12 protein-coding genes and 5 pseudogenes are annotated in these 23,291 nt (G+C 74.9%); 6 read left to right on the top strand and 11 right to left on the bottom strand.

Annotation, left to right across the window (positions count from 1 at the left end):
* Positions 1–30: 30 nt before the first annotated feature.
* From ACFCY7_RS17055 to ACFCY7_RS17075, 5 genes are all read right to left on the bottom strand, one after another.
* Positions 31–2,025, bottom strand: coding sequence for a hypothetical protein (locus tag ACFCY7_RS17055; RefSeq protein ID WP_376485659.1), 1,995 nt, complete (start codon positions 2,023–2,025; stop codon positions 31–33).
* Positions 2,022–6,071: a DUF5682 family protein gene (locus tag ACFCY7_RS17060; RefSeq protein ID WP_376485662.1), complete on the bottom strand. Its 4,050-nt coding sequence runs from the start codon at positions 6,069–6,071 to the stop codon at positions 2,022–2,024. Before ACFCY7_RS17060 ends, ACFCY7_RS17055 begins: the two co-directional genes overlap by 4 nt.
* Positions 6,068–7,222 carry an AAA family ATPase gene (locus ACFCY7_RS17065; RefSeq protein WP_376485664.1) on the bottom strand — a complete coding sequence of 385 codons (1,155 nt, stop codon included), beginning with the start codon at positions 7,220–7,222 and terminating at the stop codon, positions 6,068–6,070. Before ACFCY7_RS17065 ends, ACFCY7_RS17060 begins: the two co-directional genes overlap by 4 nt.
* A 294-nt stretch (positions 7,223–7,516) precedes the next feature.
* A complete protein-coding gene (locus ACFCY7_RS17070) occupies positions 7,517–12,433 on the bottom strand; it encodes a DNA-binding protein (protein WP_376485666.1) in 4,917 nt (1,638 codons plus the stop codon).
* Positions 12,430–13,287, bottom strand: a complete 858-nt coding sequence (locus ACFCY7_RS17075) for a DUF4132 domain-containing protein (RefSeq protein WP_376485669.1) — start codon at positions 13,285–13,287, stop codon at positions 12,430–12,432. Before ACFCY7_RS17075 ends, ACFCY7_RS17070 begins: the two co-directional genes overlap by 4 nt.
* 315 nt (positions 13,288–13,602) lie before the next feature.
* On the opposite strand from ACFCY7_RS17075, the pseudogene ACFCY7_RS17080 reads away from it, so the two are divergent.
* Both ACFCY7_RS17080 and ACFCY7_RS17085 read left to right on the top strand, forming a co-directional pair.
* Positions 13,603–13,836 (top strand): annotated as a pseudogene (locus ACFCY7_RS17080) (hypothetical protein); the annotation flags it as partial.
* Between the two features lie 2 nt (positions 13,837–13,838).
* A pseudogene (locus tag ACFCY7_RS17085) lies at positions 13,839–14,108 on the top strand (DUF4279 domain-containing protein); the annotation flags it as partial.
* 66 nt (positions 14,109–14,174) lie between these two features.
* Here ACFCY7_RS17085 and ACFCY7_RS17090 read toward each other — a convergent pair.
* Complete coding sequence (locus ACFCY7_RS17090; protein WP_376485670.1) at positions 14,175–15,449, bottom strand: geranylgeranyl reductase family protein; 1,275 nt, start codon at positions 15,447–15,449, stop codon at positions 14,175–14,177.
* Between the two features lie 76 nt (positions 15,450–15,525).
* Positions 15,526–15,684: pseudogene (locus ACFCY7_RS17095) on the bottom strand (DUF6766 family protein); the annotation flags it as partial.
* 160 nt (positions 15,685–15,844) lie between these two features.
* Between ACFCY7_RS17095 and ACFCY7_RS17100 the strand changes: the two are divergent.
* The gene (locus ACFCY7_RS17100; protein ID WP_376485673.1) at positions 15,845–16,063 is read left to right on the top strand and encodes a hypothetical protein; all 219 of its coding nucleotides are present in this window, start codon (positions 15,845–15,847) and stop codon (positions 16,061–16,063) included.
* Between the two features lie 40 nt (positions 16,064–16,103).
* Here the strand turns inward: ACFCY7_RS17100 and ACFCY7_RS17105 are convergent, their stop codons facing one another.
* The 3 genes from ACFCY7_RS17105 to ACFCY7_RS17115 form a co-directional block, all read right to left on the bottom strand.
* On the bottom strand, positions 16,104–16,538 hold the full coding sequence (locus tag ACFCY7_RS17105; protein WP_376485676.1) for an ester cyclase: 435 nt from the start codon (positions 16,536–16,538) through the stop codon (positions 16,104–16,106).
* A 468-nt stretch (positions 16,539–17,006) separates the two neighbouring features.
* On the bottom strand, positions 17,007–17,669 hold the full coding sequence (locus ACFCY7_RS17110) for a response regulator (protein ID WP_376485678.1): 663 nt from the start codon (positions 17,667–17,669) through the stop codon (positions 17,007–17,009).
* Positions 17,644–18,816: a sensor histidine kinase gene (locus ACFCY7_RS17115; RefSeq protein WP_376485681.1), complete on the bottom strand. Its 1,173-nt coding sequence runs from the start codon at positions 18,814–18,816 to the stop codon at positions 17,644–17,646. The genes ACFCY7_RS17110 and ACFCY7_RS17115 overlap by 26 nt, the downstream gene beginning before the upstream one ends.
* 175 nt (positions 18,817–18,991) lie before the next feature.
* On the opposite strand from ACFCY7_RS17115, the gene ACFCY7_RS17120 reads away from it, so the two are divergent.
* A complete protein-coding gene (locus ACFCY7_RS17120; RefSeq protein ID WP_376485683.1) occupies positions 18,992–21,262 on the top strand; it encodes an MMPL family transporter in 2,271 nt (756 codons plus the stop codon).
* A gap of 67 nt (positions 21,263–21,329) precedes the next feature.
* Here the strand turns inward: ACFCY7_RS17120 and ACFCY7_RS17125 are convergent.
* Positions 21,330–21,514: pseudogene (locus tag ACFCY7_RS17125) on the bottom strand (hypothetical protein); the annotation flags it as partial.
* A gap of 306 nt (positions 21,515–21,820) precedes the next feature.
* Between ACFCY7_RS17125 and ACFCY7_RS17130 the strand changes: the two are divergent.
* Both ACFCY7_RS17130 and ACFCY7_RS17135 read left to right on the top strand, forming a co-directional pair.
* Positions 21,821–22,147: pseudogene (locus tag ACFCY7_RS17130) on the top strand (IS5 family transposase); the annotation flags it as partial.
* A gap of 546 nt (positions 22,148–22,693) precedes the next feature.
* Positions 22,694–23,209, top strand: a complete 516-nt coding sequence (locus tag ACFCY7_RS17135) for an RICIN domain-containing protein (protein ID WP_376485686.1) — start codon at positions 22,694–22,696, stop codon at positions 23,207–23,209.
* The last annotated feature ends 82 nt before the right edge of the window (positions 23,210–23,291 follow it).

The following is a 23,291-nucleotide window of genomic DNA, read 5'->3' on the forward strand; positions in this document are numbered from 1 at the left end:
GCCGGGCGGCGGGCACCTCGCCGGCCGGCGTCAGGACCAGGACGCCAGCACCAACGCGCGTTCGGCCGCGGCCAGATGGACGGCCGAGGCGAGCCAGGCACGGGCATAGCCGTCGGGCGAGGCGTCGGTGAGGCGACCGAAGGAGTCGCGGGGTCTGCGGTCCGCTTCCGCGGTGAGGGCCGCCGCCAGGTGCGCGGCTCCGCCGAGACCCGCGCGGCGCAGGGGCACGAGCAGTCCCGCCGCGTCCGCGCCCCGGCCCGCCTCGGCGAGCGCCCGCCGCCCGCCCGCGACGCCGGTCTCCAGGAGACGGCGGACCCGCCACAAGGGCGCGTCCGCCAGCGGGTCCGGGCCGGCGGCCACCGGACCGAGCGGTGCGGGCTCCGGCGCCTCGCGCGGGAAGTGGCTGCCCTGGAGCCGGTCGTACCCCAGGTCGGCCCGGCCCAGCCACTCCTCGGGCAGCCTCAGCGTGTACGGGGCTCCCGGCACGGGGCCGACCGCGAGCGCGCGGAGCGTCGCGGCCCGGTCCGGGTCGGGGCGGCCCAGGACCCGGAGGGCGAGCCCCGGGTGCCGGGCGATCCTGCGCAGGTTCGCGGCGTGCGGGAGCTCCGGGTGCGGGTGGGCCGCGCGGAGCCGCAGCAAGGGTCCGTCGCCGGCGACGCGGGCCACCAGGTACTCCCCCGCCGCGCCGAGCACCTCCACGTCGCAGCCGATGAGCCCGGCCTCACGATCCCCTTCCTCCTGCGCGAAGCCCTCCAGCGCGGCGGACACCGCCTCGTGGAGCGGGCGGGCGAACAGCGCCGCCGCGGGCTCCTCCGACCACTCCGCCCCCCGCAGCGGCGTCGCGCTGACCCCCCGGCCCGCGCCGAGCCGCCCGTCCGGGGAGACGGTCGCGCCCACGATCCGCAGACCTCCGCGCGCGAGCCCGGCGTGGTCGAGGACCGCCCCGCCGAGCGCCACGGACGCGGTGCCCGCACCCCTCGCGCGGGCCAGACCGCCCGGGCGCACGTCGGACACCGTGTAGCAGGAGCCGTCCTGACCCATGACGTGGGTGGCCACGCCTCCGTACCCCGTCGCGGACAGCACCGGCTCGCGGCACAGACCCGACACCCGCAGGCTGCCGCCCCGTTCGTACGTCCGGCGCGTGGTGCCGACCACCCCGGGGCCCACCACCCCGGAGGCCGCGAGGGCCGCCCCCGCCAGCAACTCGCGGAACGCGGCCGCGAGATCGCCGAGCCGCTGCCCCTCGCCCCGCTGCCGCGCGGCACGGAGGCCCCGTACGACCCTCAGCGCGGCGGCCTCGCCACGGGGCAGTCCGGCCAGCCGCGCGGTGTGGGCCGCGCGCAGCAACTCGGCCTGGACCACCGCCCCACCGGCCGTGACCCCGGCGGCCAGCGCCTCGGCCGCCGCCGTCCACAGCCCGGTCGCCGCCCGTACCTGCGCGGCGGTGAGCAGGGGCGAGGTGGGTGGCTCGGCTTCCGCCGCCGAGGCGGAGTGGACGCCGGCCGGCCCGGAAGCACTCCCGTCGGGCGTCGCCGAGACGCCGCCGGACGGCGTGGCGGGCACAGCCCCGGAGCGGGTCGCGGGCACGGCTGCGGACGGCGTGGCGGGCGCGGCGCCGGACCGTGCGTCGGGCGCGGCGCCGTCCGCGGACTCCGGCGGCCGCCCGTCGGCGTCGGCGGTCGGCTCCGGGCCTCCGTCCGCCGCCGCCTCCACGGGTGCGGGCGGCTCCGCGTCCGCGATCGGCGCCGCACCGAGCACGGCCGCCCTGTGGAGGCAGCGGGGGGCCAGCAGGCAGGTGCAGACGGCCTGTTCGGCACGGGTGACGGCACCGGACGGGCCGGGGCGGAGGGTGACGTGCGCGTCCTCGCCGAAGGGGACGGTGACGGTGCCGTCGGCGGCAGGGATGGCGTGCTCGGCGCAGGAGGCGATGGCGGCGTCGAGCTTCTTGCGCAGCCGGGCGGTGAGTTGCTCCACCGCTTCGACGAGGACGTCGGGGGCGACGGGCGGCAGGTCTTCGGGGGTCAACGGGGTTCTCCACGGAGGCGGTCGCCCACCCAGCGGGCGAGGGCGAGCGGGCTGAGGGCGGCGACCGGCATGCCGGCGGCGACGAGCCGGCGCGCCACGGGCACCGAGTAGCGGGGCGCGCCGGAGTCGTCGAGCGCGGCGCAACCGAGGAGGTGGGCGCCGGACGAGGCGAGCGCCCTCACCTCCCCGAGGAGTCCGGCGAGCGGTGCGCCCTCCTCGAAGTCGCTGACCACGACGACGAGGGTGCGGCTGGGGACGGTGATCAGCGACCGGGCGTGGGCGAGACCCGCCGCGATGTGCGTGCCGCCGCCGACCCGGACCTCCAGGAGGAGGGAGAGGGGGTCCTCGACCCGGTCGGTGAGGTCCACCACCTGCGTGGAGAACGCCAGGAAGTGCGTGGACAGCGTCGGGACACCGCCCAGGACGGCGGCGGTCAGCGCCGACCAGATCACCGACGCCTCCATCGAGCCGGAGACGTCGACCACCAGGATCAGCCGCCAGTCCGCCTCCCTGCTCGCCCGCGTGCTGAACACCGGCCGCTCCGGGACGACCACGACCCGGCCGTCGTCCGCGCGCCGGCTGTGGACGAGGTTGGCGCGCAGCGTACGGGCGAGGTCCAGGCGACCGCCCGGGCGGCGGGTGGGGCGCGGGGTGGCCAGTCCGGAGAGCGCCGGGCGCAGCCGGGTGGCCAGCTCCCGGGCGAGCTCGTCGACGAGCCTCTTCACCAGCGGCCTCAGCCGGGCCAGTTGCGCCTCGGGCATGCCTCCGGCCAGGGACAGCACCGACCGCAGCAGCTCCACCGACGGACGGACCGCCGCCGGGTCCAGCTGCGTGAGCACGTCGGAACGCCCCGCGTCGGCCGCCTCCGCGAGCACCTCCTCGCGCACTTCCGCCCCGAAGAGGGCCTCCAGCTCCTGCGACCACTCGCGTGCCGTGGGGAAGGACGCGTCCTGTCCCCCGGCCTGCCCGGATCCGCCGCCGTCCGCGTCGTCGGCACCCTCACCGCGCCCGCTGCCGTACAGCTCGTCCAGGGCCCGGGCGTACCGGCGCGCGTCGGCGCCGAGCCGGTCCTTGTGCCGGCCCAGGAGCAGCCGCCACCGGTCGGCGGGCCCGAGGCGCCGGTCGGGCGACCCGACCGGGACCGTGGGCACCTGTCCCGACGGAGCCGTGGGTGACACCTGTCCCGACGGGGCCGTGGCCGTGGCCGTCGAGGCAGCGGGGCCGGATGCCGCAGGGGCGGCGCCGGTGGCCGCAGGGGCGGCGGCTCCGGTGGCCGTAGCGGCAGCCGGGCCTGTGGCCGGAGTCGTGGCCGGAGTCGTGGCCGTCCGGGCGGCGGGGTCCGTCGCCTCGGAGGGCGCGGCGGCCTCCGCCCCGCCGGTGGTGGACGCGCGGGCGTCGAGCGCGCCGTCCGGCGTGCCGAAGGCGTCCGGGCCGTTCAGGGACAGGGCCTTCAGTGCCGCGAGGCCGGCGGCGTCGGCCGCGGTCCACAGGGCGAGCAGTTCGGGCGGGGCGTCCAGGGAGAGGTCGAGGCGGTCGCCGAGGCGGTCGGTGACCGTGGCGAGGAGGCGGTCGCGGGCTGCGGGGGCGAGGGCGTCGAATCCTCCGCGCAGGGCGGGGAGCCGGTCGAGGAAGTCCTGGTCGGCGAGGTCGTCCACGCGGTCGAGGAGGGGGGTGAGTGCCTCCGGGGAGGCCTGGAGCAGCGGGCCGGCGGCGGTGAGGAGGCCGGCGAGGCGCTTCGTCAGGGCGCGTCGGGTGTCGGGGGTGGTCGCCCCGTCGATCCAGCCCGCCGTGCGCTCGCCGAGCCCGCCGGCCGGATCGAGGTCGAGCATGACGCGTACGGCGAGGGCGGCGCCCTGCATCAACGGCGACGCGTCGGCGGCGAGGGCGGCGAGGGCCTGGTCGAGCCGGAGGCCCAGGTGGCGGGCGGCCGTCCGGTCCGCGAGGGCGACGAGGGCCCCGGCGTCCGCCGGGGTGTCGCTGCCGGCGAGGCCGGGGAGGGACCGGACGGCGGCCTCGAGGAGCTCGCCGGTGAGTGTGCCGGCGAAGGTGCGGGCGTCGTCCTGGGTGCCGGGGTAGTGGCCGCGGCGGATGCCTTCCAAGAGGTCGAGGGCCGCGAGGAGTTCGGGCAGGTCGGCGGTGTCGGGCAGGACGGCGGACGCCTCGCGCAGCCTCGCGTCGACCAGCTCGGGCAGGTCGCAGCGGGCCGCGGCGGTCAGTCCGGTCAGGATCTGGGCGGGGGTGGGTCCGCCGTCGGCGGCCTCGCGGCGGGCGGTCTCCGCGAGCGTGCCGGCGGCGGCCTGGGCCGCCGTGACTCCGCGTACGCCCGCGAGGTCGAGCCGCGCGGGTACGGACGGCGTCCACGTCAGGCGCCACTTGGTGCCGAGCGCGGTGCCGTCGCCGGTGGTCGCCACCGCGACGGGTTCCCCGTACGAGGCACCGATGACGAGCAGGCGCTGCAGCAGCACTTCGCGGCGGCCGTCCAGCGCGGAGCGGAGCGGGTCGAGGCGCACCTCGCGGGGTTCCGGCTCGTCCGGGCGCGGCAGCCGCAGCGCGGTGAGCTCGTCCTCCACGGAGGGGCCGAGGCCCGAGCGCGGCGCGTGCGGGCTGATCCGTCCGCGTGCGGTGCCGACGAACACGGCCTCCAGGGCGCGGGCCAGCGCCCGGCCCCGGCCGAGGGGTTCGCCCTGCCCCATCACGGTGGTCACCGCTTCGAGCAGCTCCCCGCGTCCCGGCGCGGGCAGCCCGCGCAACGCCGCCAGGTCGCAGGCCAGTCGCAGCGTCTCGGCCGCCTCTCCGGTCCCCGCGGTGTGGCCGGCGCGGCGCAGCTCCCTGCACAGCCCGGTCACCGCGGCGGCCGCCGCCTCCCGGATCCTGTCCGGGTCCCCCGCCGCCGTCAGCACGGCCTGCTGCCACAGCGGGTCCCGGATTCCGGCGGGATACCCGGACCGGGAGTCGAGCAGGTCGAAGGAGTACGGGACGAACGAGGTCACCGCCGCCTCCGGTGCCGCCGGGGCCCGGCCGCGGCGCGTCGCCCGGGAGCCGTCCGCGACCGCGCCGGACGTGTCGTCGGCCACCCCGGTCGGGCAGGCCGCTCCGGTCTGCGCCCCCGGCTCCGCGTCCGCCCTCGTGCCGGTGTCCGTGACCGTGGTCGTGTCCGGGGCCGCGGTCGTGTCCGGGGCTGTGGCCGCCGCCGCCGCGAGCAGTGCGGGCGCGTGGAAGGCGCCGATCACGGCGGCGACCCGGCGCCCGTCGGCGCCGGCCGCCGCCACGACCTGCCGCATCCGGGCCTCGCGCGCGAGGTCGGTCGCGGGCACGGCGGCATCGGCACGCAGGGCCCAGCCGACGCCCAGGGCCGCGCGACGCACGGCCTCCGGCGAGCAGCCGGGTGCCAGCACCTCCACGGCGCGGTCCCACATGTCGTCACCGGCGCGGCCGGTACCGGCGGCGGCGAGCGCGCCGGCGAAGGTGCGGCGCCCCGTCCCGGCGTGTTCCTCCGCCTCGTCGTCCGCCGGTTCGTCCGCCGGTTCGTCCGCCGGTTCGTCCGCCGGTTCGTCCGCCGGTTCGTCCGTCGGTTCGTCCACCCGGTCGGCTGCCCGGTCGACCGTCCGGTCGGCCGTCCGGTCGGCCGGATCGTCCTCCCCGCCCGGTCCGTTGGCCGGTTCGGTGGCCGGTCCCGTGCCGGACAGGGACCATCCGGGGTCGGACAGGGGAAGGTCGCAGCACACGACCTCCGCCCCGTTGTCCCGGGCCCATCTCACGGCGGCGAGCTCCGGGGAGAAGTCGGCGAAGGGGTAGAAGGCGAGGCGTCCGCCGTCGCCGGCGCCGGCCAGGGCGACGGGGGCGACGGTCTCGGGGTCGGCCAGGTGTTCCAGCCAGGGCCGGAAGTCGGCCGGCAGTTCCACGCAGACCACCTGGGCCCGCGCGGCGTCGAGGAGTGCGGGCACCACCGCGGCGAGCGCGGGGCTGTGGTGGCGCACCCCGAGGAGGTACGGGGCGCGCGACGCGGCGAGCGCGTCGACGGCCGACCGCGGGTCGAGGATCGTCAACGCAGGCTCCCGCGCAGGTCCCAGAGCCGACGCCACATCGCGGAGCCGTTCTCGGCCCGGCGGCGCACGGGGCCGTCCCAGTACCCGAGGAGGCGGGCGTGGTCGGCCGGGTCGTCCTTGCGGACGACGCCGAGGAGATGGCCGGGCAGCAGGTCGAGTACGTCCCCGCCGGGCAGGTAGGCGGCGGCGACCCCGAGCGACGCGGCCACCTGTACGGCCTCGGCCGTGGACATGACCGTGCCCGGCCGCTCGACGTCCCAGCCCTCGGTGGAACGCCCGGAGCGCAGGTCGCGGAAGACGGTGACGAGGGCGTCGAGGACGGCGTCGTCGACGCCGAAGGCCGCGCCCGCCCGCTGCACCGCCGCGACGGCCTGGCGGCGGATCAGGACGGCCTCGGCGTCGGCGTCCGCGATCGGGTCCACCGTCTCGAAGTTGAACCGGCGCTTCAGCGCGGCGGACATCTCGGAGACGCCCCGGTCGCGCAGGTTGGCGGTGGCGATGACGGTGAAGCCGGGTGCCGCGCCGACCACCGCGTCCTCGGTCGCGGTCAGTTCCGGCACGGTGATCCTGCGGTCGGAGAGGATGGACACCAGGGCGTCCTGCACCTCGGGCAGGCAGCGGGTGATCTCCTCCACCCTGACCACCCGTCCGGTGCGCATGGCGGCGAGCACGGGCGAGTCGACCAGGGCCTGCGGCGTGGGTCCCTGGGCGAGCAGCAGGGCGTAGTTCCAGCCGTAGCGGAAGGCGTCCTCGGTCGTGCCCGCGGTGCCCTGCACGGTCAGTGCGCTGGTCCCGCTCACGGCGGCCGCGAGCAGCTCCGACAGCATCGACTTGGCGGTGCCGGGCTCACCGGTCAGCAGCAGTCCGCGCTCTCCGGCCAGGGTGACCACGCAGCGCTCGACCAGCGCGCGTTCGCCGACGAACTTGGGCGCGATCCCCAGCTTCGACGGCAGGCCCGCCCGGCGCCCGGGCAGTGCCAGTTCCACGCCGTCGCTCCCGCAGACGAAGGTGACCACCGCGCGCGGCGTCAGGGCCCAGCCGGGCGGGCGCGGGCCGGGGTCCTGCGCGGCGAGGAAGGCGAGCTCTGCGGCGTACCGCTCCTCGGCCGGCTGGACCTGCCGGGCGGGGGCGGACTTCTCGGTGACGGTCATGCGGGGATTCCTCCGGGGGAACACGGGTGCGGGATGTCGGGGGCGGGGTGCAGCCCCAAGTGGGTGCGCCGGACCGGGTGCGGCGCCCCCGGGTGGGGTGCACCGGACCGGGTGCGGCGCCCCCGGGTGGGGTGCACCGGACCGGGTGCGGCGCCCCCGGGTGGGGTGCACCGGACCGGGTGCGGCGCCCCGGGTGGGGTGCACCGGACCGGGTGCGGCGCCCCGGGTGGGGTGCGCCGCACCGTGCGGCGAACTGCGGCGGCGCGCAGCGGACTCCGCTGCTGCCGCCGCCTCTCAGCGGCGGCGCCGGGTGCGCCGCACCTTCAGCTCCTCGAAGCGCGGGACGTCGCCGTCGAGGATGCGCCGCCATGCCCGGGCGAAGAGCTCCGCGACCGGTTCGGTCGGCACCAGGGCGCCGAGGACCGGCCGGGTGCCCGCCACGGGGCCGTACATCGGCAGCTTCCACTGCTCGACCGGCGGTACGGGTGCCGACTGCTCGGCCCAGGCGCCGGGCAGGAAGAGGGAGCGTCCGGCCCGGGTGCGTACGGCGGAGACCACGAGCTCGCCGGCGGCGAGTTCGGCGCGGGCCGCCTTGAGGCGGGCCGGCTTCCAGCCGGTCCAGCGGGCGGTGTTGCGGTCGGTGGGGTCGGGCAGGGCGAGGAGCATCAGGTAGAGCGTCGCCGCGTCGGCTCCCAGGCCGTGGGCCAGGGCGACCTCGTCCACGAGCGCGGGCACCGAGCGCGAGGGGTCCTGCGGCCACCAGGTGCCGTCCGGGTCGGTCCCGCCGGCGGCGGGCGCGCCCGGGTCGGCGAGGAGCCGTGCGAACGCCGGGGCGTGCGCGCGCAGCAGCGCCGACTCGACGGCGCCGGGCACCTGGTCCGGGCCGCGCAGGGCCGCCAGGTAGGGGTCGGAGCCGGTGGAGTCGAGCAGGGCGGTCCGCAGCGCCGGCTGGGGCTGGTCGTCGTGCGTGGCCATGAGCACCGCGCCGTACCGCTCGTGGTCCGGTGCGGTCTCGGTCGGCGTGCCGGCCACCTTGCGGAAGTCCGGGAGGGAGGTGAAGTGGCCGATCGAGAGCAGGAGTCCGGGCGAGGCGAGGCGCTGCCGCACGGCGTCGAGGGCCCCGGGAAGCCGGGCTCGCAGGGGGTCGCCGGCGGGCAGCCGGTGGGCGAGCCAGGCCGTCAGGCTCATCGCGCCCGTGAGCACGGACGCCGTGAACGGTTCCTCGGCGGGGGCGACGGTCGCGGGTCGGTCGCGCTCGATGTGCCAGGGCACGTCGGTGCTGAGTTCCGGTGCCGAGGCCGGGTCGAGGAGGGCCGGGAGCGCCGTGTGCACGGGCCACCCGCTGCGGGCGGCCCGCGCGGCCTCCGCGGCGAGCCAGTCGGGCACCTGCGTGCGCCGTCCCACCCGGGTGTTCCACTCGGCCGCCGCGGCCGCCACGTCGGGTCCTTCGGTCCAGAGGCGTGCCGGGTCGGCGGGCAGGAGCGCGGCCACGACGGACCGCCGCACCTCGATGGGGAGGGCGCGCAGGACGTCGCGGGCCTGCGCCGCCTCGGCGACCTTCAGGCCGAGGGTCTTGCGGAGGTCCGCCGGCAGGAAGTTGTTCTCCCAGCTGTCGATACCGGGCATGCCGACGAGGACGAGCCGGGCCAGTGCGCCGGAGGCGCCCGTGAGCCGGCCGAACTCCTCGGCCGCCTCCGCGTGGAAGGGTGCCTCCCCGCGGGTGGCCGCCTCGCGCAGGAACGCGGTCAGCCAGTCGGCGCCGCGCGTGCGGTCGCCGACCGGTGCGTCGCCGCGCACGGTGTAGGGGCCGGGCACGTCGAACCGGCCGCTGGGGTCGTGGAGGAGCGCCCCGAACTCCCGTCCGCCGTCGACGTCCGCGTGGTGCTCGGTGATGCCGAGCGCCGCTCCGCCGCCGAGCGGGAGCACGCAGCGGTGCGAGAAGTTGCGCTGCATGCCGTCGGGGGTGTGCAGGTGCGCGGTCCCGAGGTGGACCAGGACCCGGCGCCAGTGGCCGGCCGAGCCCGCCGCCGAGGCGAGCCCCAGGCCGTCGACCCGGCCGAGCAGGCCGAGCAGTGCGGCCCGGTGCCGGTCGCCGCTGCCGGGTGCGACGGCCCGGTAGGCGAGCGCGGCCGGTTCGTCGAGGAGGGTGGTGAAGGGCAGCGAGGAGTACGGCAGCGACGGCAGGTCGAAGTGCAGCCCGCCCGGCTTGGCCGTGGCGGCGGTGTCGGCGCGTACCGCGGCGAGGTCGGTCAGGAAGCGGTGGGCCACGTCCTCGTCGGTGCCCGACCGGTAGTAGCCGGTACCGGCGACGCCGTTCAGCGCCTCGCCGAGCAGGCGGTCGGTCGGTCCCTGGACGCGGGCCCGCACGGGCTCGGCGCCCGGGTCGAGCCGTGCGGCGACGGCGTCCAGCGCCTTCCGCTGCCGCAGCGCGAAGCGGAGCACCCGCACCACGCCGGCGACCAGCTCGGGCGCGGTGACCTCCGGCAGCGCGGCGGTGACCAGTGCCGGAAGGTCCGCGGCGCGCTCAGCGGCGGCGGCCGCCTTCAGGAGGGTGCCCGCGGTCTCCGCGTCGGCGGTGCGGAGCGCCGCCGAGCCTTCCGCGTCCCGGGCGCGGAGCGCGTACAGGTGGGACAGCGGGGGCAGGGTGACGCTCGCGGTGCCGTACAGCTCGTTCCGGTCGCCGTCGGTGGTCGAGGTGACGACGCCGTCCGGGTCGGTGAGGGACAGCTTGCGCCACTGCTGGGTGAGGGCCCTGGGCCGGTCGTCGCCGGGGAACGACACGGCGGCGAGCGGCATGTCGGATCCCTCGGGAAGGGTGACGGAGCGTCCGGCGGTGTCCTCGGCGTGCCAGCCGTTGCCGGGGAGGCGGACGACGCGCCAGCCGAGCAGGCCGTCCGCGGGGGTGCCCAGGGCGGAGCCCGGGACCGCGGGGGCGGGCCGGAGCCACGAGGAACGCTCGCCGGGTTCGGTGCCGGTGGCGTGGGCGCGGAGCGCGTCGGCGAGGAAGCCGGGCCGGGAGCGCCGGCCGAGGGCGCCTTCGGCGGGGTCGTACTCGGCCCAGCCGGCGGCGTCGTGCCCTTCGCGGGCCTCCGCCCACACCCAGTACGAGGTGCCGTCGGAGAGCAGCGGGCGTTCCCGGGGCAGCTTGGTGTCGCCGTGGTGCAGGACGCCGCCGCCGGTGGTGCGGCCGCCGCCGGCCAGCGGCAGGCTGAGGTTCTGCGAGCGGAGGTTCCAGTGGTCGGCGTCGCCCTCCAGGGTGAACACCGTGTCGGGGGCGGTGTGCCAGTAGCCCTGGATCTCGCGGTCGCGGCCGTAGGTGCTCCAGAAGACGAGCAGGGCGCCGTCCACGTAGTGGAAGCCGTACCGGTACGAGTGGCCGGTGGGCACGCGCAGGTCGTGCGTGAGCACGGTGGAGTCGGCGTCGATGACCCGCACCTGTGCCGTGCTCGCCACGATCAGGTGGGGCCAGGCCTCGACGACGGTGAGGCCGTCGCGCTTGTCCTGGGTCGGCGAAAGCTCCGCGAGCGCCTCCTCCCACGCCGGCCAGCAGAGCTCCTCCCAGAGCCCGCCGCGCAGGGTGCGCGCCAGCGTCACGCCGAGGTCGACCCCGGCCGCGGCCGCGACCTCGTCGGGCGCGAGCGCCAGGGCCTCGGCCGGCAGCCACGACAGGCGTGCGATGGCCTGCGGGAGGCCGGGCAGCCCGGCGGCCACCGACTCACGGGCGACCTCGCGCATCCACTCGGTGAGCATCGGGCGGCCGCCGGTCGACGCGGCGAGCCGGCACATCACGTCCGTGCCGGTCGACGCGCTGTTGTACGTGTACGCGGCGCGCCGGAAGGCGGGGCGGAAGCGCGGGTCGGCGGCGACCGCGGCCAGGTCCCGCGGCTGCTCCCCGCGCGCCCAGTCCGACAGGTTCAGGGCGTCGCCGCGCCGGTTGGGGCCGTCCTCGCGGGGGTCGGCCACCGGGAGGTCCAGGGTGAGCAGCAGGTCGAGGAGGTTCACGTCCTCGACGCCGATCCGCAGGGATCCCTCGCCGTCGGGCCGGGCCGCCAGGTCGGCGCGCAGCCGCCCCGCGGCCCGCTCCACGAGGTCGAGGAGGGCGGGCGGCGTCGGGCGGTTGCCCCAGCCGCGGTGCCGGGCGGTGTGGAAGCGCTCCAGCCAGCCGGCCGCGCCGTCGGCGCAGCGCTCCGACGCCGGCACGTCCGCGTCGGTGAGTCCCGCGTCCGCCCCCGACTCGGCGAGGATCTCCAGCCACAGGTCGCTCAGTTCGGCCTCGCCACCGGGCGGCGTCATCGACAGCAGGGTGCCCCGCACCTCGGGGACGCGGCGCGCCAGGGCGATCAGCGCGGTGCGGTGGGCCTTCCACCAGCCGCTCGCGGCCCGCAGCGTGGCGGGCAGCGGCAGGAGTTCGGCGAGGTAGTCCTGCTCCGCCTCGCCGGCGGAGAGGCCCGCGGCGCGGGCGAGGCGCCGCAGCTCCGCGGCGGCCTGGGCGGACGGTGCGAGGCCGCCGGCGGTCCGGCGCACGCACAGGCGGCGGAAGCGCTCGTACGCCTCGGCGGGGGCGAGGCGGGTCGCCAGTTCCTTGCCGTAGCCGGCGAGGACCTTCACCGGCAGCGCCCCGGCCAGGGCGAATTCGAGGAAGACGGCGTCGAGCCGGTCCTCGTCGACGGTGAGGCCGTGCTGGGCCTCGCTGGTGCGGGCGCGGCCGAAGAGCTGGCCGGCGTACGTCGGGTTCTCGACACCGAGGAAGACCCGTGCGGACTGCTCGTAGAAGACGGGCAGGAAGTGCGGCACGGCCGAGGCGAGCCGCCCGGCCAGTTCGTGGCAGGCGTCGAGGGCGGCCTTGGGCTTGGTCCTGGCCTGCCGGGCCAGCCGGTCCAGCTCGGGCACGACCGCCAGGGCGTGGTGGCCGTCCTCCGGGTGGTGCACGAGCACCCACTCGGGGAAGCCGAGTTCCGTGCGCCGGCCGAGGCCCACCAGGGCCGGTTCGCCGTGGGGCGCGAGTCCGAGGAAGCCTGCGGCGAGGTCCTCGGCGGGGCCCAGCTCGGCCGCGGTCAGCCGGACGACGACCCGCTCGTCGCCGAGCACCGGGTGGCGGTAGGCCCGTGCGGTCATGTCGACGGCCGAGGCTCCCGCGCCTTCGGCGCCGGCCGGGAGCACCGCTCCGGCCTTGAGCAGCTCCGTGTTGTCGGAAGCGGTCGTGCTGGTCACGCGTCCCCACCCTCTTCGATCCTGCGGCCGGCGTACAGCGCCGCGGCCATGCGCATCCCCTCGGACCAGGCGACCGGTCCGACCTCGTTCAGCCGCACCGCGCGGCCTTCCTCGTCGTGCCAGGTCAGCGCGCCGGTCTCCGACTCCCCGTCCCAGTACGGCTCCCCGATCCACACCGACGCCTCGGTGCCCCGGCCGCCGTCGCGGACCTTGCAGGTGGCGTAGCCGCCGGACACCCGGTAGCCGAGGCTCGTGGCGCGGGCCGCGAGGCCGAAGCGCGAGGCGAACTTGCCGCCCGCGTAGTCCCGTACCTCCGTCGCGGTCTCCGGATGTCCGGTGCCCGGCCGGGCCCAGGTGGCGCGGTGGATCTGCTCCACCCGCTGGGTGATCCCGAGTTCGGCCGCGAAGTCCCGTACGTCGTCCAAGTCGGGCAGCAGCATGGGGTGCGGGAGGGTGACGGTGCGCGGCGAGAGCCGTACGGTCTCGCCGTCGAGGTCGACCACCTTCAACTCGCCGTCGGCGGTGACGTCCCGCAGGAAGCCGACCTCGTCCGGGTCGTCGCCGACCACGGCCATGTCGCGCAGCGCGGACTGCCACGCCTCGTCCGGCCACACCCGGGCGATCAGCTCGGTCGGCACCGGGAGCGACGACACCATCCAGGTGTCGACCTGCGCCACGCACGCGGCCGCGTGCCGGTCGAGCCACTCGGCGAGCCGACGCAGCCGGTCGACCTCGGGCTCGTCGCGCAGTGCCTTCGGCAGCGTCTTCAGCTGCCGTCCCCCGGCGCGCCGTGCCACCACGCGCCCGTCCTCAAGGGTGATCTCGTACCCCTCACCCGCTGTCAGCCACGCCATCAGCCGCGCCCCTCCGCCTGTCCCATCGGTTTCCGCGCAGCTCGAACCACGGGGTCGAAGCCCCTGAGCTGCGGTATGCGGGGAGACTATCCAGGGGCACTGACAACGCCCGCCCCGGCGCCACCGGGGCGACGAACAGCCGGTGGACGCGCGGCGGACGGGGCGGCGCGGACGGGCGGCGGGCGCGCGGCGGACGGGCGGGCTGACGGACGCTCTCGGACGGGCTACGGACGAGCAGCGGGCGGACTGACGGACAGACAGCGGCCACGCGGCAGCCACGCCCCGGATGGAGGGTCAGGCGGCTCTACCTTCTTCTTGGTCGGGTTGATCGAGCCATTCGTAGGGTTGGGTCGCCCAGGGGTGCTGGGTGTGGAAGGAAAGACGCTGCTGTCGCGGCGGGTGGCCAACGACGAGCCCGAGCTGTTGAAGCCGATCGGCGACGTCCTGGACCTGGGCGAGGGCCGCGAGGTCACCCGGGCCATCGACATGACCGGCGGGGAACCCGCGCTGCTGCCGGCCCTGCTCGTCGGCCACGGCCAGGAGGTTCTCTCCAGCAGATCACCCGCATTCTCGACAGGCTCCAGCCCCACACGGACCGCATCTCCGACCTCACCAGGCATCTGGCCGGCACTGGCGGCGGAGCAGTGCTTCACGTCGTGCGCTACTTCAACGACACCGGCCAAGCCCAGCCGGGCGCTGCTGACGCCCCCAACCTCTTCGGTTGGCACCTGGACCGCAAGGTCCTGGACTTCCTCAGCGCCACTGGCGCGGAGCTCGGTGTCGACGAGTACGACATGACCGAAGACGAGGCCGCCAGGTGAGCACGTGCACGTGCCCCCGTACTCACCTGGGCCGATGAGTCGTACTCCGCCGACTTGACAACAGAATCAGGCGGCCGGGACCGCCCGCTGGATGGCGGTGAGGACGCGGTCCAGGGCGTCCTTGCTGTGCGGGTCCGTGAGGTTCGCCCAGAGTTTGAACATGAAGCGCTGCATCACGGGCTTCCGGAGGCTCCTGGTGGCGACGAGCTTCATGACTCGGGGCTGGTTGAGCGCCTGGACGACCAGGCGGCCCACGGTGAAGTAGCGGCCGTAGGCGGCGCGGACCTCCTCGGGGTAGCGGAGCAGCGCCTCCTCGCGCGCGTGCGGGGTGGGCCGTCCGAGCGCGCGGGCGACGGTGCCGGCCGCGAGGCGGCCGGACTCCAGGGCGTAGTCGATGCCCTCGCCGCTCAGCGGGTTGATCATTCCCCCGGCGTCTCCGGTCAGCAGCAGCCCCCGGGTGTACTGGGGCCGCCGGTTGAGGCCCGCGGGCAGGGGTGCCCCGCGCAGCGGACCGGTGGCGTGTTCGTCGTCGAACCCCCGGTCCGGGGACAGCCGCGCGGTCCACTCCCGGAACATCTGCCGGTGGTCGACCTCGGGCTTGCGCCCGACGTGGAACGTCCCCAGCCCGACGTTGAACGTGCCGTCCCCCACCGGGAAGACCCATCCGTAGCCGAACGGCATGTACGTCCGGCCCCGGCCGTCCCGCGTCTCCAGGTCGAGCCAGGCCTCCAGGTGGTCCTGGTCCCGGTGCGGCACCGTGTAGTACCGGCGCACCGCCACCCCCATCGGCCGGTCCACCCGCTGGTGCAGCCCCAGCGCCACGGCCAGCCGGCTCGACGCCCCGTCCGCGGCCACCACCAGCGGCGCCCGGAAGGTCCGGGGACCTCCCTCCCCCTGCGCGGTCACACCGCTGACGTGCCCGGTCCTCGGATCGATGACCGGCCCCGTCACCTTGGTCCCCTCCAGCAACCGGGCACCGGCCGCCACCGCCTTGCGGGCCAGCAGCTCGTCCAGGTCCATCCGGCTGCGCACCAGCCCGAAGTCCGGGAACGACGCCACACTGGGCCACGGCATCTCCACCGTCGTGCCGGACCCGTGGGCCCGCAGCCCCCGCGTCCTCACCCACCCGTCCCCGTCGACGTCCACCCCCATGCCGACCAGTTCCTTCACCGCCCGCGGGGTCAACCCGTCCCCGCAGATCTTGTCCCGCGGGAACGTCGCCTTCTCGATCAGCAGGACGTCGCGTCCCGCCTGCGCCAGGTGGTACGCGGCGGCGCAGCCGGCGGGTCCCGCGCCGACGACGATCACGTCCGCCGAGTCACGGTGGGGAGACAGGTCCATGAGAACGTCCTCTGCTGCGATCGGCGGGGTTGACGGGGAACGGCTACCCATCCGTACCCAGGGCCGGCACCTTTGATCACCCGTCACGGGAGGCGACTTCGGCCACGGGAGAGACACCTCGGCCTTCGACGCCGGTGACGTCGTGCGGAGCTCCGACCGGCTTGGACTCCGGAGAGCCGCGCTGGCGCAGGTAGACGGAGAGGACGGCCACGGCCGCCACGGCCGGCAGTTCCGAGGGACAGGCGGACTCTCACGCTCCCACCCTGCCCTTTCGGGCGGCGGCACCACGGGCCGCGCGGCCGCACGGTCGTGCTCCCCACCCGTTCGGGTCACCGCCGGCGACGACGTGCGGGCGCCGGCCCACGAGACGATGGAGGCGGAGAAGAGATGTCGTCATGAGCGGGTCCGGCATCCGGAGCCATGATCCGAGGACCGGATACGAGCTGGGGACCGACCTCATCGGCTACCGGGTCGAGGCGGCCGAGGAGAAGGTGTACGTCGGCCGCACGAAGGACCGGATCAAGGACGCCCCCGAGTTCGACGAGGCGAAGTGCGCCGACGAGCCGAGCTGTCTCGAACAGTTCGCCCGCTCCTACGGCCGGCCGCACAGGTGAGGGCCGGCCGGGGCGGCCCGGCTCTCGGGGGGGGCCGCTGTCAGGACGGGACGGCGCCGAGCTGGCGGAGCTGGGAGAGGACGTCGACGACGCCCCGGATCTCGGCGATGCGGCCGTCGACGAAGCGGAGGATGAAGATCTCGCCGTAGCTGACGGTCCTCCCGGTGGGCGCCAGGCCCTGGTAGTCGCCGCGGTGTGTTCCCGTGACCGTGTTCCTGGAGACGACCTTGTCGCCCTCGGCGATCGTCTCCTCGACGGCGACGCGGAGATCGGGGAACGCCGTGAGGAGGACCTCCCACACGCGCTTGAGTCCTTCGGCCCCGGTCGCTCCGACGGCCACGGGGGCGTGGAAGACCAGGTCGGGTGCGAGGTGCTCGTCGAAGGCCTTCGCGATGGTGTCCGGGTCGCCGCTGTTCACGGCGGTGTGGAACCGGTGGAGGGTCGCGATGTTGCGTTCTGCCACGGTTGCCGACATGGGGTCTCTCCTCTGGTCCGTGCCCTGGAGGCCTGTCCGTTCGCCCTCGCCCGGCTGCCGGGACGATGGCGTCTCGCCAGTAGGACGAGACAGCCGGCCCGGATGTGACATGCCGGGCCGGGGCCGGGCCAGGTCGGGTCGGGCCGGGGCTGTCGGGTCGGGACCCGCGGGCGCCTCCCACTCCAGGCGGGGGCCACAGGATCGGGGACCCGGAGGCGCCCAGAGCGCGTATCGAGTCGTGATCATCGGGTGGTCCTGGTGAGGTCTTTGATCCAGATCATCGAGGCGTGCAGGTGGAGACCAGCGAGGTGGCTGTCGGGAGTCTTGTCGCATCGGGTGTCTCACCGTCCCGGTTCCGGCCTCCTGGTACGTCACGCTCTGGGGCGGGTGAGGCACGTGGAGCCGACGTGAGCCGATCGGTGCGCTGATGTCCGGGCGGGGACTCATGGGACACGGCCCGGCACCGGCTCAGGTTCCGGGGAGGATACGGCGCGTTTCGTAGGCCCACATCGCGATCTCGACCCGGTTGCGGGCGCCGAGTTTGGCCATCAGGCTGGCCAGATGCGTCTTCACCGTGCTGAGGCTGATGTGCAGCGCGTCGGCGATCTCGGTGTTGGTCAGCCCGCGGGCGACGGCGAGGAGCACCTGCTCCTCGCGGGCGGTGACGGGGGAGACCGGCTGGGCCGCGGGCCGGCCGGCGGGCAGGTCCGCGAACGCCTGGAGCAGACGGACGGTGACGCTGGGCGCGATGAGCGCCTCACCGTCGGACGCCGACCGTACGGCCTGGGCCAGAAGGTCCGGTCCCGTGTCCTTGAGGAGGAATCCGCGGGCGCCGGCACGCAGTGAGCCGTAGACGTACTCGTCGAGGTCGAACGTGGTGATGACGACCACGGCCAGTGGGTCGGCGACGCCCGGGCCGGCGATCAGCCGGGTGGCCTCGAGCCCGTCGAGTACGGGCATACGGATGTCGAACAGGCAGACGTCGGGGCGTAGTTCGCGGGCCAGACGTACCGCTTCGTGTCCGTCGGCGGCCTCGCCGACCACCTCGATGCCGGGCTGGGCGTTCAGCATGATCCGCAACCCGGTGCGGATGATCGTCTGGTCGTCAGCGACGAGGACGCGAATGGACACCGCTCTGGCTCCTCGCTCTCGGCAGTTCGGCGTCGACATGCCAGCCCCGGTCGGTACCCGGGCCGGCTCGTAGTGTGCCGCCGAGCAGCGTCGCGCGCTCGCGCAGTCCGGTAAGTCCGTATCCGTCGCGACCCCGGCCGGTGCGCCGGCCGTTGTCGCGCACGCTCACCCGTACCGTGTGCCGTTCCGCGGCGACCCGGACGACGAGCTCGGTCGCGTCGACCGCATGGCGCAGCGCGTTGGTCACCGACTCCTGCACGATCCGGTAGACGGCCGCGTCCACGGCCGGGGGCAGCGCGTCCAGTTCGCCGTCGAGCCCGAGGTCGACCCTGAGGCGACCGCCCGGGGTGCGCACCAGGCGCTCCAGATCCGCGACTCCGGCAGGGGGCGCGAGCTCGGCGCCGACCCCGCGGTCGCGCAGCGCGGCGACCATGGCGCGCATTTCCTCCAGCGTGCGCGCCCCTTCCTCCTCGACCCCCTCCAGCGCCTCGACGGCGGCGGACGGGTCGGTGCCCGCGAGCACCCTGCCCGCCTGGGCGATGATCACCATGGCCGACACGTGGTGGGCCACCGTGTCGTGCAGTTCCCGGGCGAGCTGCTCGCGCTCGCGGGAGCGCACCTGCTCCAACTGCCGGTCGCGAGCGGTCCCCCGGAACCGCACGGCGGCCCCGACCACGCCGGGCAGCAGCAGGAAGGCGAGGCCCACGACGTTTTCGAGGAACGGGGTCTCGTCCGTGACGGAACACAGCACGCCGGCCGCGAGGATCACCGCGCTGCCCAGCACGATCTCGCGTCCCGAACCCCACCGGGGCAGCGCGTACACCAGCACGAGCACGACCCCGCTGGTGTACAGGCCGACGGGCTCGCGCGGTGCGGCGACGAGCGAGGCCGCCGCGAGCAGGATCACCGAGCCGAACGCCAGCGTCACCATCGCCAGCGGGCGGGTCCGGCGCCACAGGGGCAGCAGCCACAGCCATACGGCGAACACCACCGCCACCGGCCGCCATACGACGTTCTCGCGCAGGGTGGCCTCCAGCGCCACACCGGCAAGGCCCGCGGCGAGCAGCGCCCAGTCCCGCCACACCCGGGCGGGCGGGTCGGGCGGCCGGGGTTCGGTCCACAGGGTTCGCAGGTCGTCTCGGAGCACGGTTCCCAGCCTAGAGACCGCGGCGTGCCGCGCATCGGCCGAAAGGACGGGTCGTCGCTCGGCCCCGGGGACGACGGATCCGCGGCCCGCGGGCCGATGCCGCGGAGCGCCGTGGCGACGAACCTCGGCATCGGCGGCCGTACAAGGACGGCCGACGAGGTGGTTGGAGGACCCGATGCTCTCGAAAGCCCTGTTGCGCCTGGGCGCAAGCGCCGCCCGCCATCCCTGGCGGGTGATCGCGGCATGGCTCATCGCCACCACGCTCGCCGTCCTCGCCGCCGTCGCCTTCGGCGGGCGGACCGCTGACTCGATGACCGCTCCGGGGCTGGACTCCCAACGGGCCGCGGAACTGATCGAGCGGGCAGGCACCGGCCAGGAGGGGATGACCGCCCAAGTGGTCGTCACCCCCCTCGACGACGGTGCGACGTTCTTCGACGACGACGGCGCGCGCACCGCTCTCGCGCGGCTGCAGACCGAGGTGAAGCGGCTGCCGCACGTGCTCGGCACGAGCGACCCGGCGGGGGCGCTCGACGCGGGCGGGGACACCGCCGTGCGCGGCGGCCTCGTCTCGGCCGACGGGCGGATCGCGGTCGTCCGGGTGCAGTACCCCGACCAGAGCCGGCTGTCGGCCGAAGACCTCGACGCCCTCGTCGATCTCGGCGACCGGCTGCGCGCCGAACTGCCCCTGCGCATCGAGATGGGCGGGAACCTCTTCTACGCGTTCTCCGACCCCGACGGCGGCGCGAGCGAGCTGATCGGCCTCCTCGCCGCGGCCGCGATCCTGTTCCTGGCGTTCGGTTCGCTCGTCGCCGCCGCGCTGCCGATCGGCATGGCGGTCTTCGGACTGACCGTCGGGGTCGCCACGATGACGGTACTGGCGGGGGTCACGGACGTCCCCACCTTCGCACCGGTCCTGGGCAGCATGGTCGGGCTCGGAGTGGGCATCGACTACGCGCTGTTCGTGCTCGCCAGGCACCGGGAGTACCTCGCGCGCGGGCTCGATCCCCGCGAGGCGGCGGGGCGAGCGGTGGCCACGGCGGGGAGGCCCGTGGTCTTCGCCGGCGGCACCGTCGTCGTGTCGATCCTCGGCCTGGCGGTCGCGAACGTACCGTTCATGACGGTGGGCGGGCTCGCCGTCTCGATCGTCGTCCTGATCATGGTGGTCGCGTCGGTGACGCTGCTGCCGGCCTTCCTCGGCGCCGCCGGCCCACGCCTGGCCCGGGCCGGCCGGATCGGCCGGGCTCTGCAGACCAGGAGGCCGGGCCGACTCGCACGGCGGCGGGACCCGGCGGCAGGCGCCGCCGACGCCGCCGGGTGGCGTCGCTGGATCGGGCACGTCAGCCGGCACCCGGTGCCGTACGCGGTCGGCGCGGCGGTGCTGCTGCTGACGGCGACGCTGCCCGTGCTCGGCCTGCGCGTCGGCCTGCCCGACGACGGCTCACTGCCCCCCAGCCGTACCGAGCGCCGTGCCTACGACCTCGTCGCCGAGGGGTTCGGCCCGGGCACCAACGGTCCCCTCGTCATCGCCGCGGACCCCGCCGGCGATCCGGGAGTGCTGGACCGACTCGTCGCGACGGTCGCGGCGGATCCGGGCATCGCGTCCGTCGCGCCGACGCAGATCGATCGGGCCACCGGCATCGCGACCCTCGTGGTGTTCCCGACCACCAGCCCTCAGGACAAGGCCACGGCCGACACCATCGCCCGGCTGCGCGCCGACGTGCTGCCCACGGCGATCGGGCACGGCCCGGCCAGGGCCCACGTCGGCGGCGCCGCCGCGAGCCTGTCCGATGTGGGCCGACGCACCAGCGAACGCCTGCCGCTGTTGGTCGCCACCGTGCTGGCGATGTCGTTCCTGCTGCTGATGCTGGTCTTCCGCTCTGTACTCGTACCGCTCAAGGCGGTACTGCTGAATCTGCTGAGCATCGGCGCGGCCTACGGCATCATGGTCGCGGTCTTCCAGTGGGGCTGGGGAGGCGCACTCATCGGGCTGGAAGCGACGGTTCCGATCGTGTCGTTCATCCCGATGTTCCTCTTCGCCATCCTGTTCGGCCTGTCGATGGACTACGAGGTGTTCCTCCTCTCCCGCGTACGCGAGGAGTACCTGCGCACCGGCGACAACCGCACGGCGATCGTCGAGGGCGTCTCGCGCACCGCCCGGATCATCACCTCGGCCGCCCTCATCATGGTGGCGGTCTTCCTGTCCTTCGCCGTCGCCGACGACCCCTCCACCAAAATGTTCGGCCTCGGCCTGGCCACCGCGATCTTCATCGACGCCACGGTCGTACGCATGGTGCTGGTACCGGCGACCATGACACTCCTCGGCCGGACCAACTGGTGGCTGCCGAAGTGGCTGGACCGGATGCTTCCCCGCGGCCCGGTCGGCACCGACGGCACCGACGCGGAATCCACGGGTGAGGACCCGCGTCCACGGCTGGTCGACCGTTGACTCGACTCCTGCCCGCCCTTGGCGTCCGGCACCTCAGCGCGTCGTTTAGGGGCGTATCGAGTCGTGATCATCGGGTGGTCCTGGTGAGGCCCTTGATGCAGATCATCGAGGCGCGCAGGTGAGACCGGCGAGGTAGCTGTCGGGGGTCTTGTCGTATCGGGTGGCGATGCCTCGCCATGCTGTGAGCTCGTTGATCAGGCGTTCGACGGTGTTCCGCTCCTTGTGGAGGTCGGCGTCGTCACGCCACTGCCGGAAGCGGTTGTGGACGGTCGACCAGGCGCCGAACTCCTGCGACACCTCCCGTCACTGCCCACCCGTCTCGGACCGTCAGATCACGCCCTCGAACTGCTGCCGCAGCCGCTCGGGGTACGGGCCGTACTCGCCGATCGGCATGTACGGCTCGATGAACTCCCCATCCGGATCGGCAAGTTGCACTCGCGTCACGTAAGACCGTCCATCGGGCCGGACCGTGCCACGAAGGCACATCCCGCAAATTGATCACGACTCGATACGCGCCCTAGGCCGTGTCCGTAAAGTCGGTCGGTCGTCGCTCCGTTCGTGGTGCGTCGACATGAACTGACGGATGAGTCGTGGGCGTTGATCGCTCCGTTGCTGGCGCCGGGCCGGATGGGCAGGCCTGTGCGGGACCGGCGCCAGGTCGTGAACGGGATCTCGTGGAAGCTGTCCACCGGTGCCGCGTGGCGTGACCTGCCCGGGCGTTACGGGCCGTGGAAGACGGTCTACGAACGGTTTCGGCACTGGTCTGCCGACGGCACCTGGGACCGGCTGCTGGCCCACGTCCAGCAGCACTCCGACACCGTCGGAACGGTCGACTGGTCGATCGTCTGCGTGGACTCGACATGCGACGGCGCCAACCGCCGCGCCAGGGTCCCGGCCACGTAGGCCCCGGCGTAACCGGCGCCGAGAACGAGGACGCGGCCCCTGGCGGGATCGGTGAGGCGTGAAAGTCCGCGGGATCGTCAGACAGGAGCAGTGAGGAACGCACGGATACGCCTTCATCCGACCGACCAGGCCCCGGTCGGCCCCAGACCAGCCGGCCCGAGTTCCTGCTGGACCTGGCCCTGGACGCCGTCCAGGGACACCGCGCCGGCAAGCCCGACGATGCCCGCACTCCGGGCCCCCGCACTCCGGACATCCCCCACGGGAAGCGACGCGGGCCTCTGCCGAGCTGCACCCGTTGCACAGAAAAGCTGCATGCCCCGCACACCCTGACGTTCCGTCCGGCCCTAGATTCACTGTTGCCGGACACCCGCCCGGGCGACGAACGCTGCCATGCCGCGTCGATCCTCATGATCTGCGCTCATGGCCGCGCGGCGCGGACAGTGGAGTCGGCCGCAGGCCGTCGTGCTGGCGCTTCATGCGCCACGTGGAAGGAAGCGCGACTACGTGCTTCATTTGAGAAAGCTGATCATGCGTAAGTCCATACTGGCCGTCTTCGCGGCCCTCCTGGTCGTGTTCACCATGAACGTCTCGACCGCCGCTGATGCGGACGCCGCGACGTACCACGTGCTGAAGAACAAGTACTCGGGGAAGTGCGCCACGCCGAAGGGCAACGGCACCTCCAACGGGACCATCATCACCCTGTGGGACTGCACCGGCTCCCCGCTCCAGCACTGGGAGATCCGAATGGATGGGGGAAGCTACCAGATCGTGAACAGGGCGAGCGGTAGGTGCCTGACCCCGTCCGGCAACGGCTACAAGACCGACGGCGCCGTCCTGACCCTGTGGGACTGCGACACCAGCAGCACCAACTACCCGCAGCTGTTCGACTACGACCAGGGCTGGACCTGGACCGCTTACTCGGGCCCGGACTACCGCTGCCTGACGAACAAGGGCGGCAGCCACGCCAACGGCACCTACCTCACCCTGTGGCGCTGCGCCAGCGACTACCCCACCGAGCAGCAGTGGGTCTTCAACTACGCGTAGTAGCCCCTTTGGGGCTGATGGGTCCCAGATGGTAGTGACGATGTCCGCCCTGTGCGGATCCGCGCGGAGATAAACGTGGCTC

Origin of the sequence: Streptomyces sp. NPDC056361 (assembly GCF_042262805.1) — a bacterium.
In the GTDB taxonomy this organism is placed as follows: Bacteria; Actinomycetota; Actinomycetes; order Streptomycetales; family Streptomycetaceae; genus Streptomyces.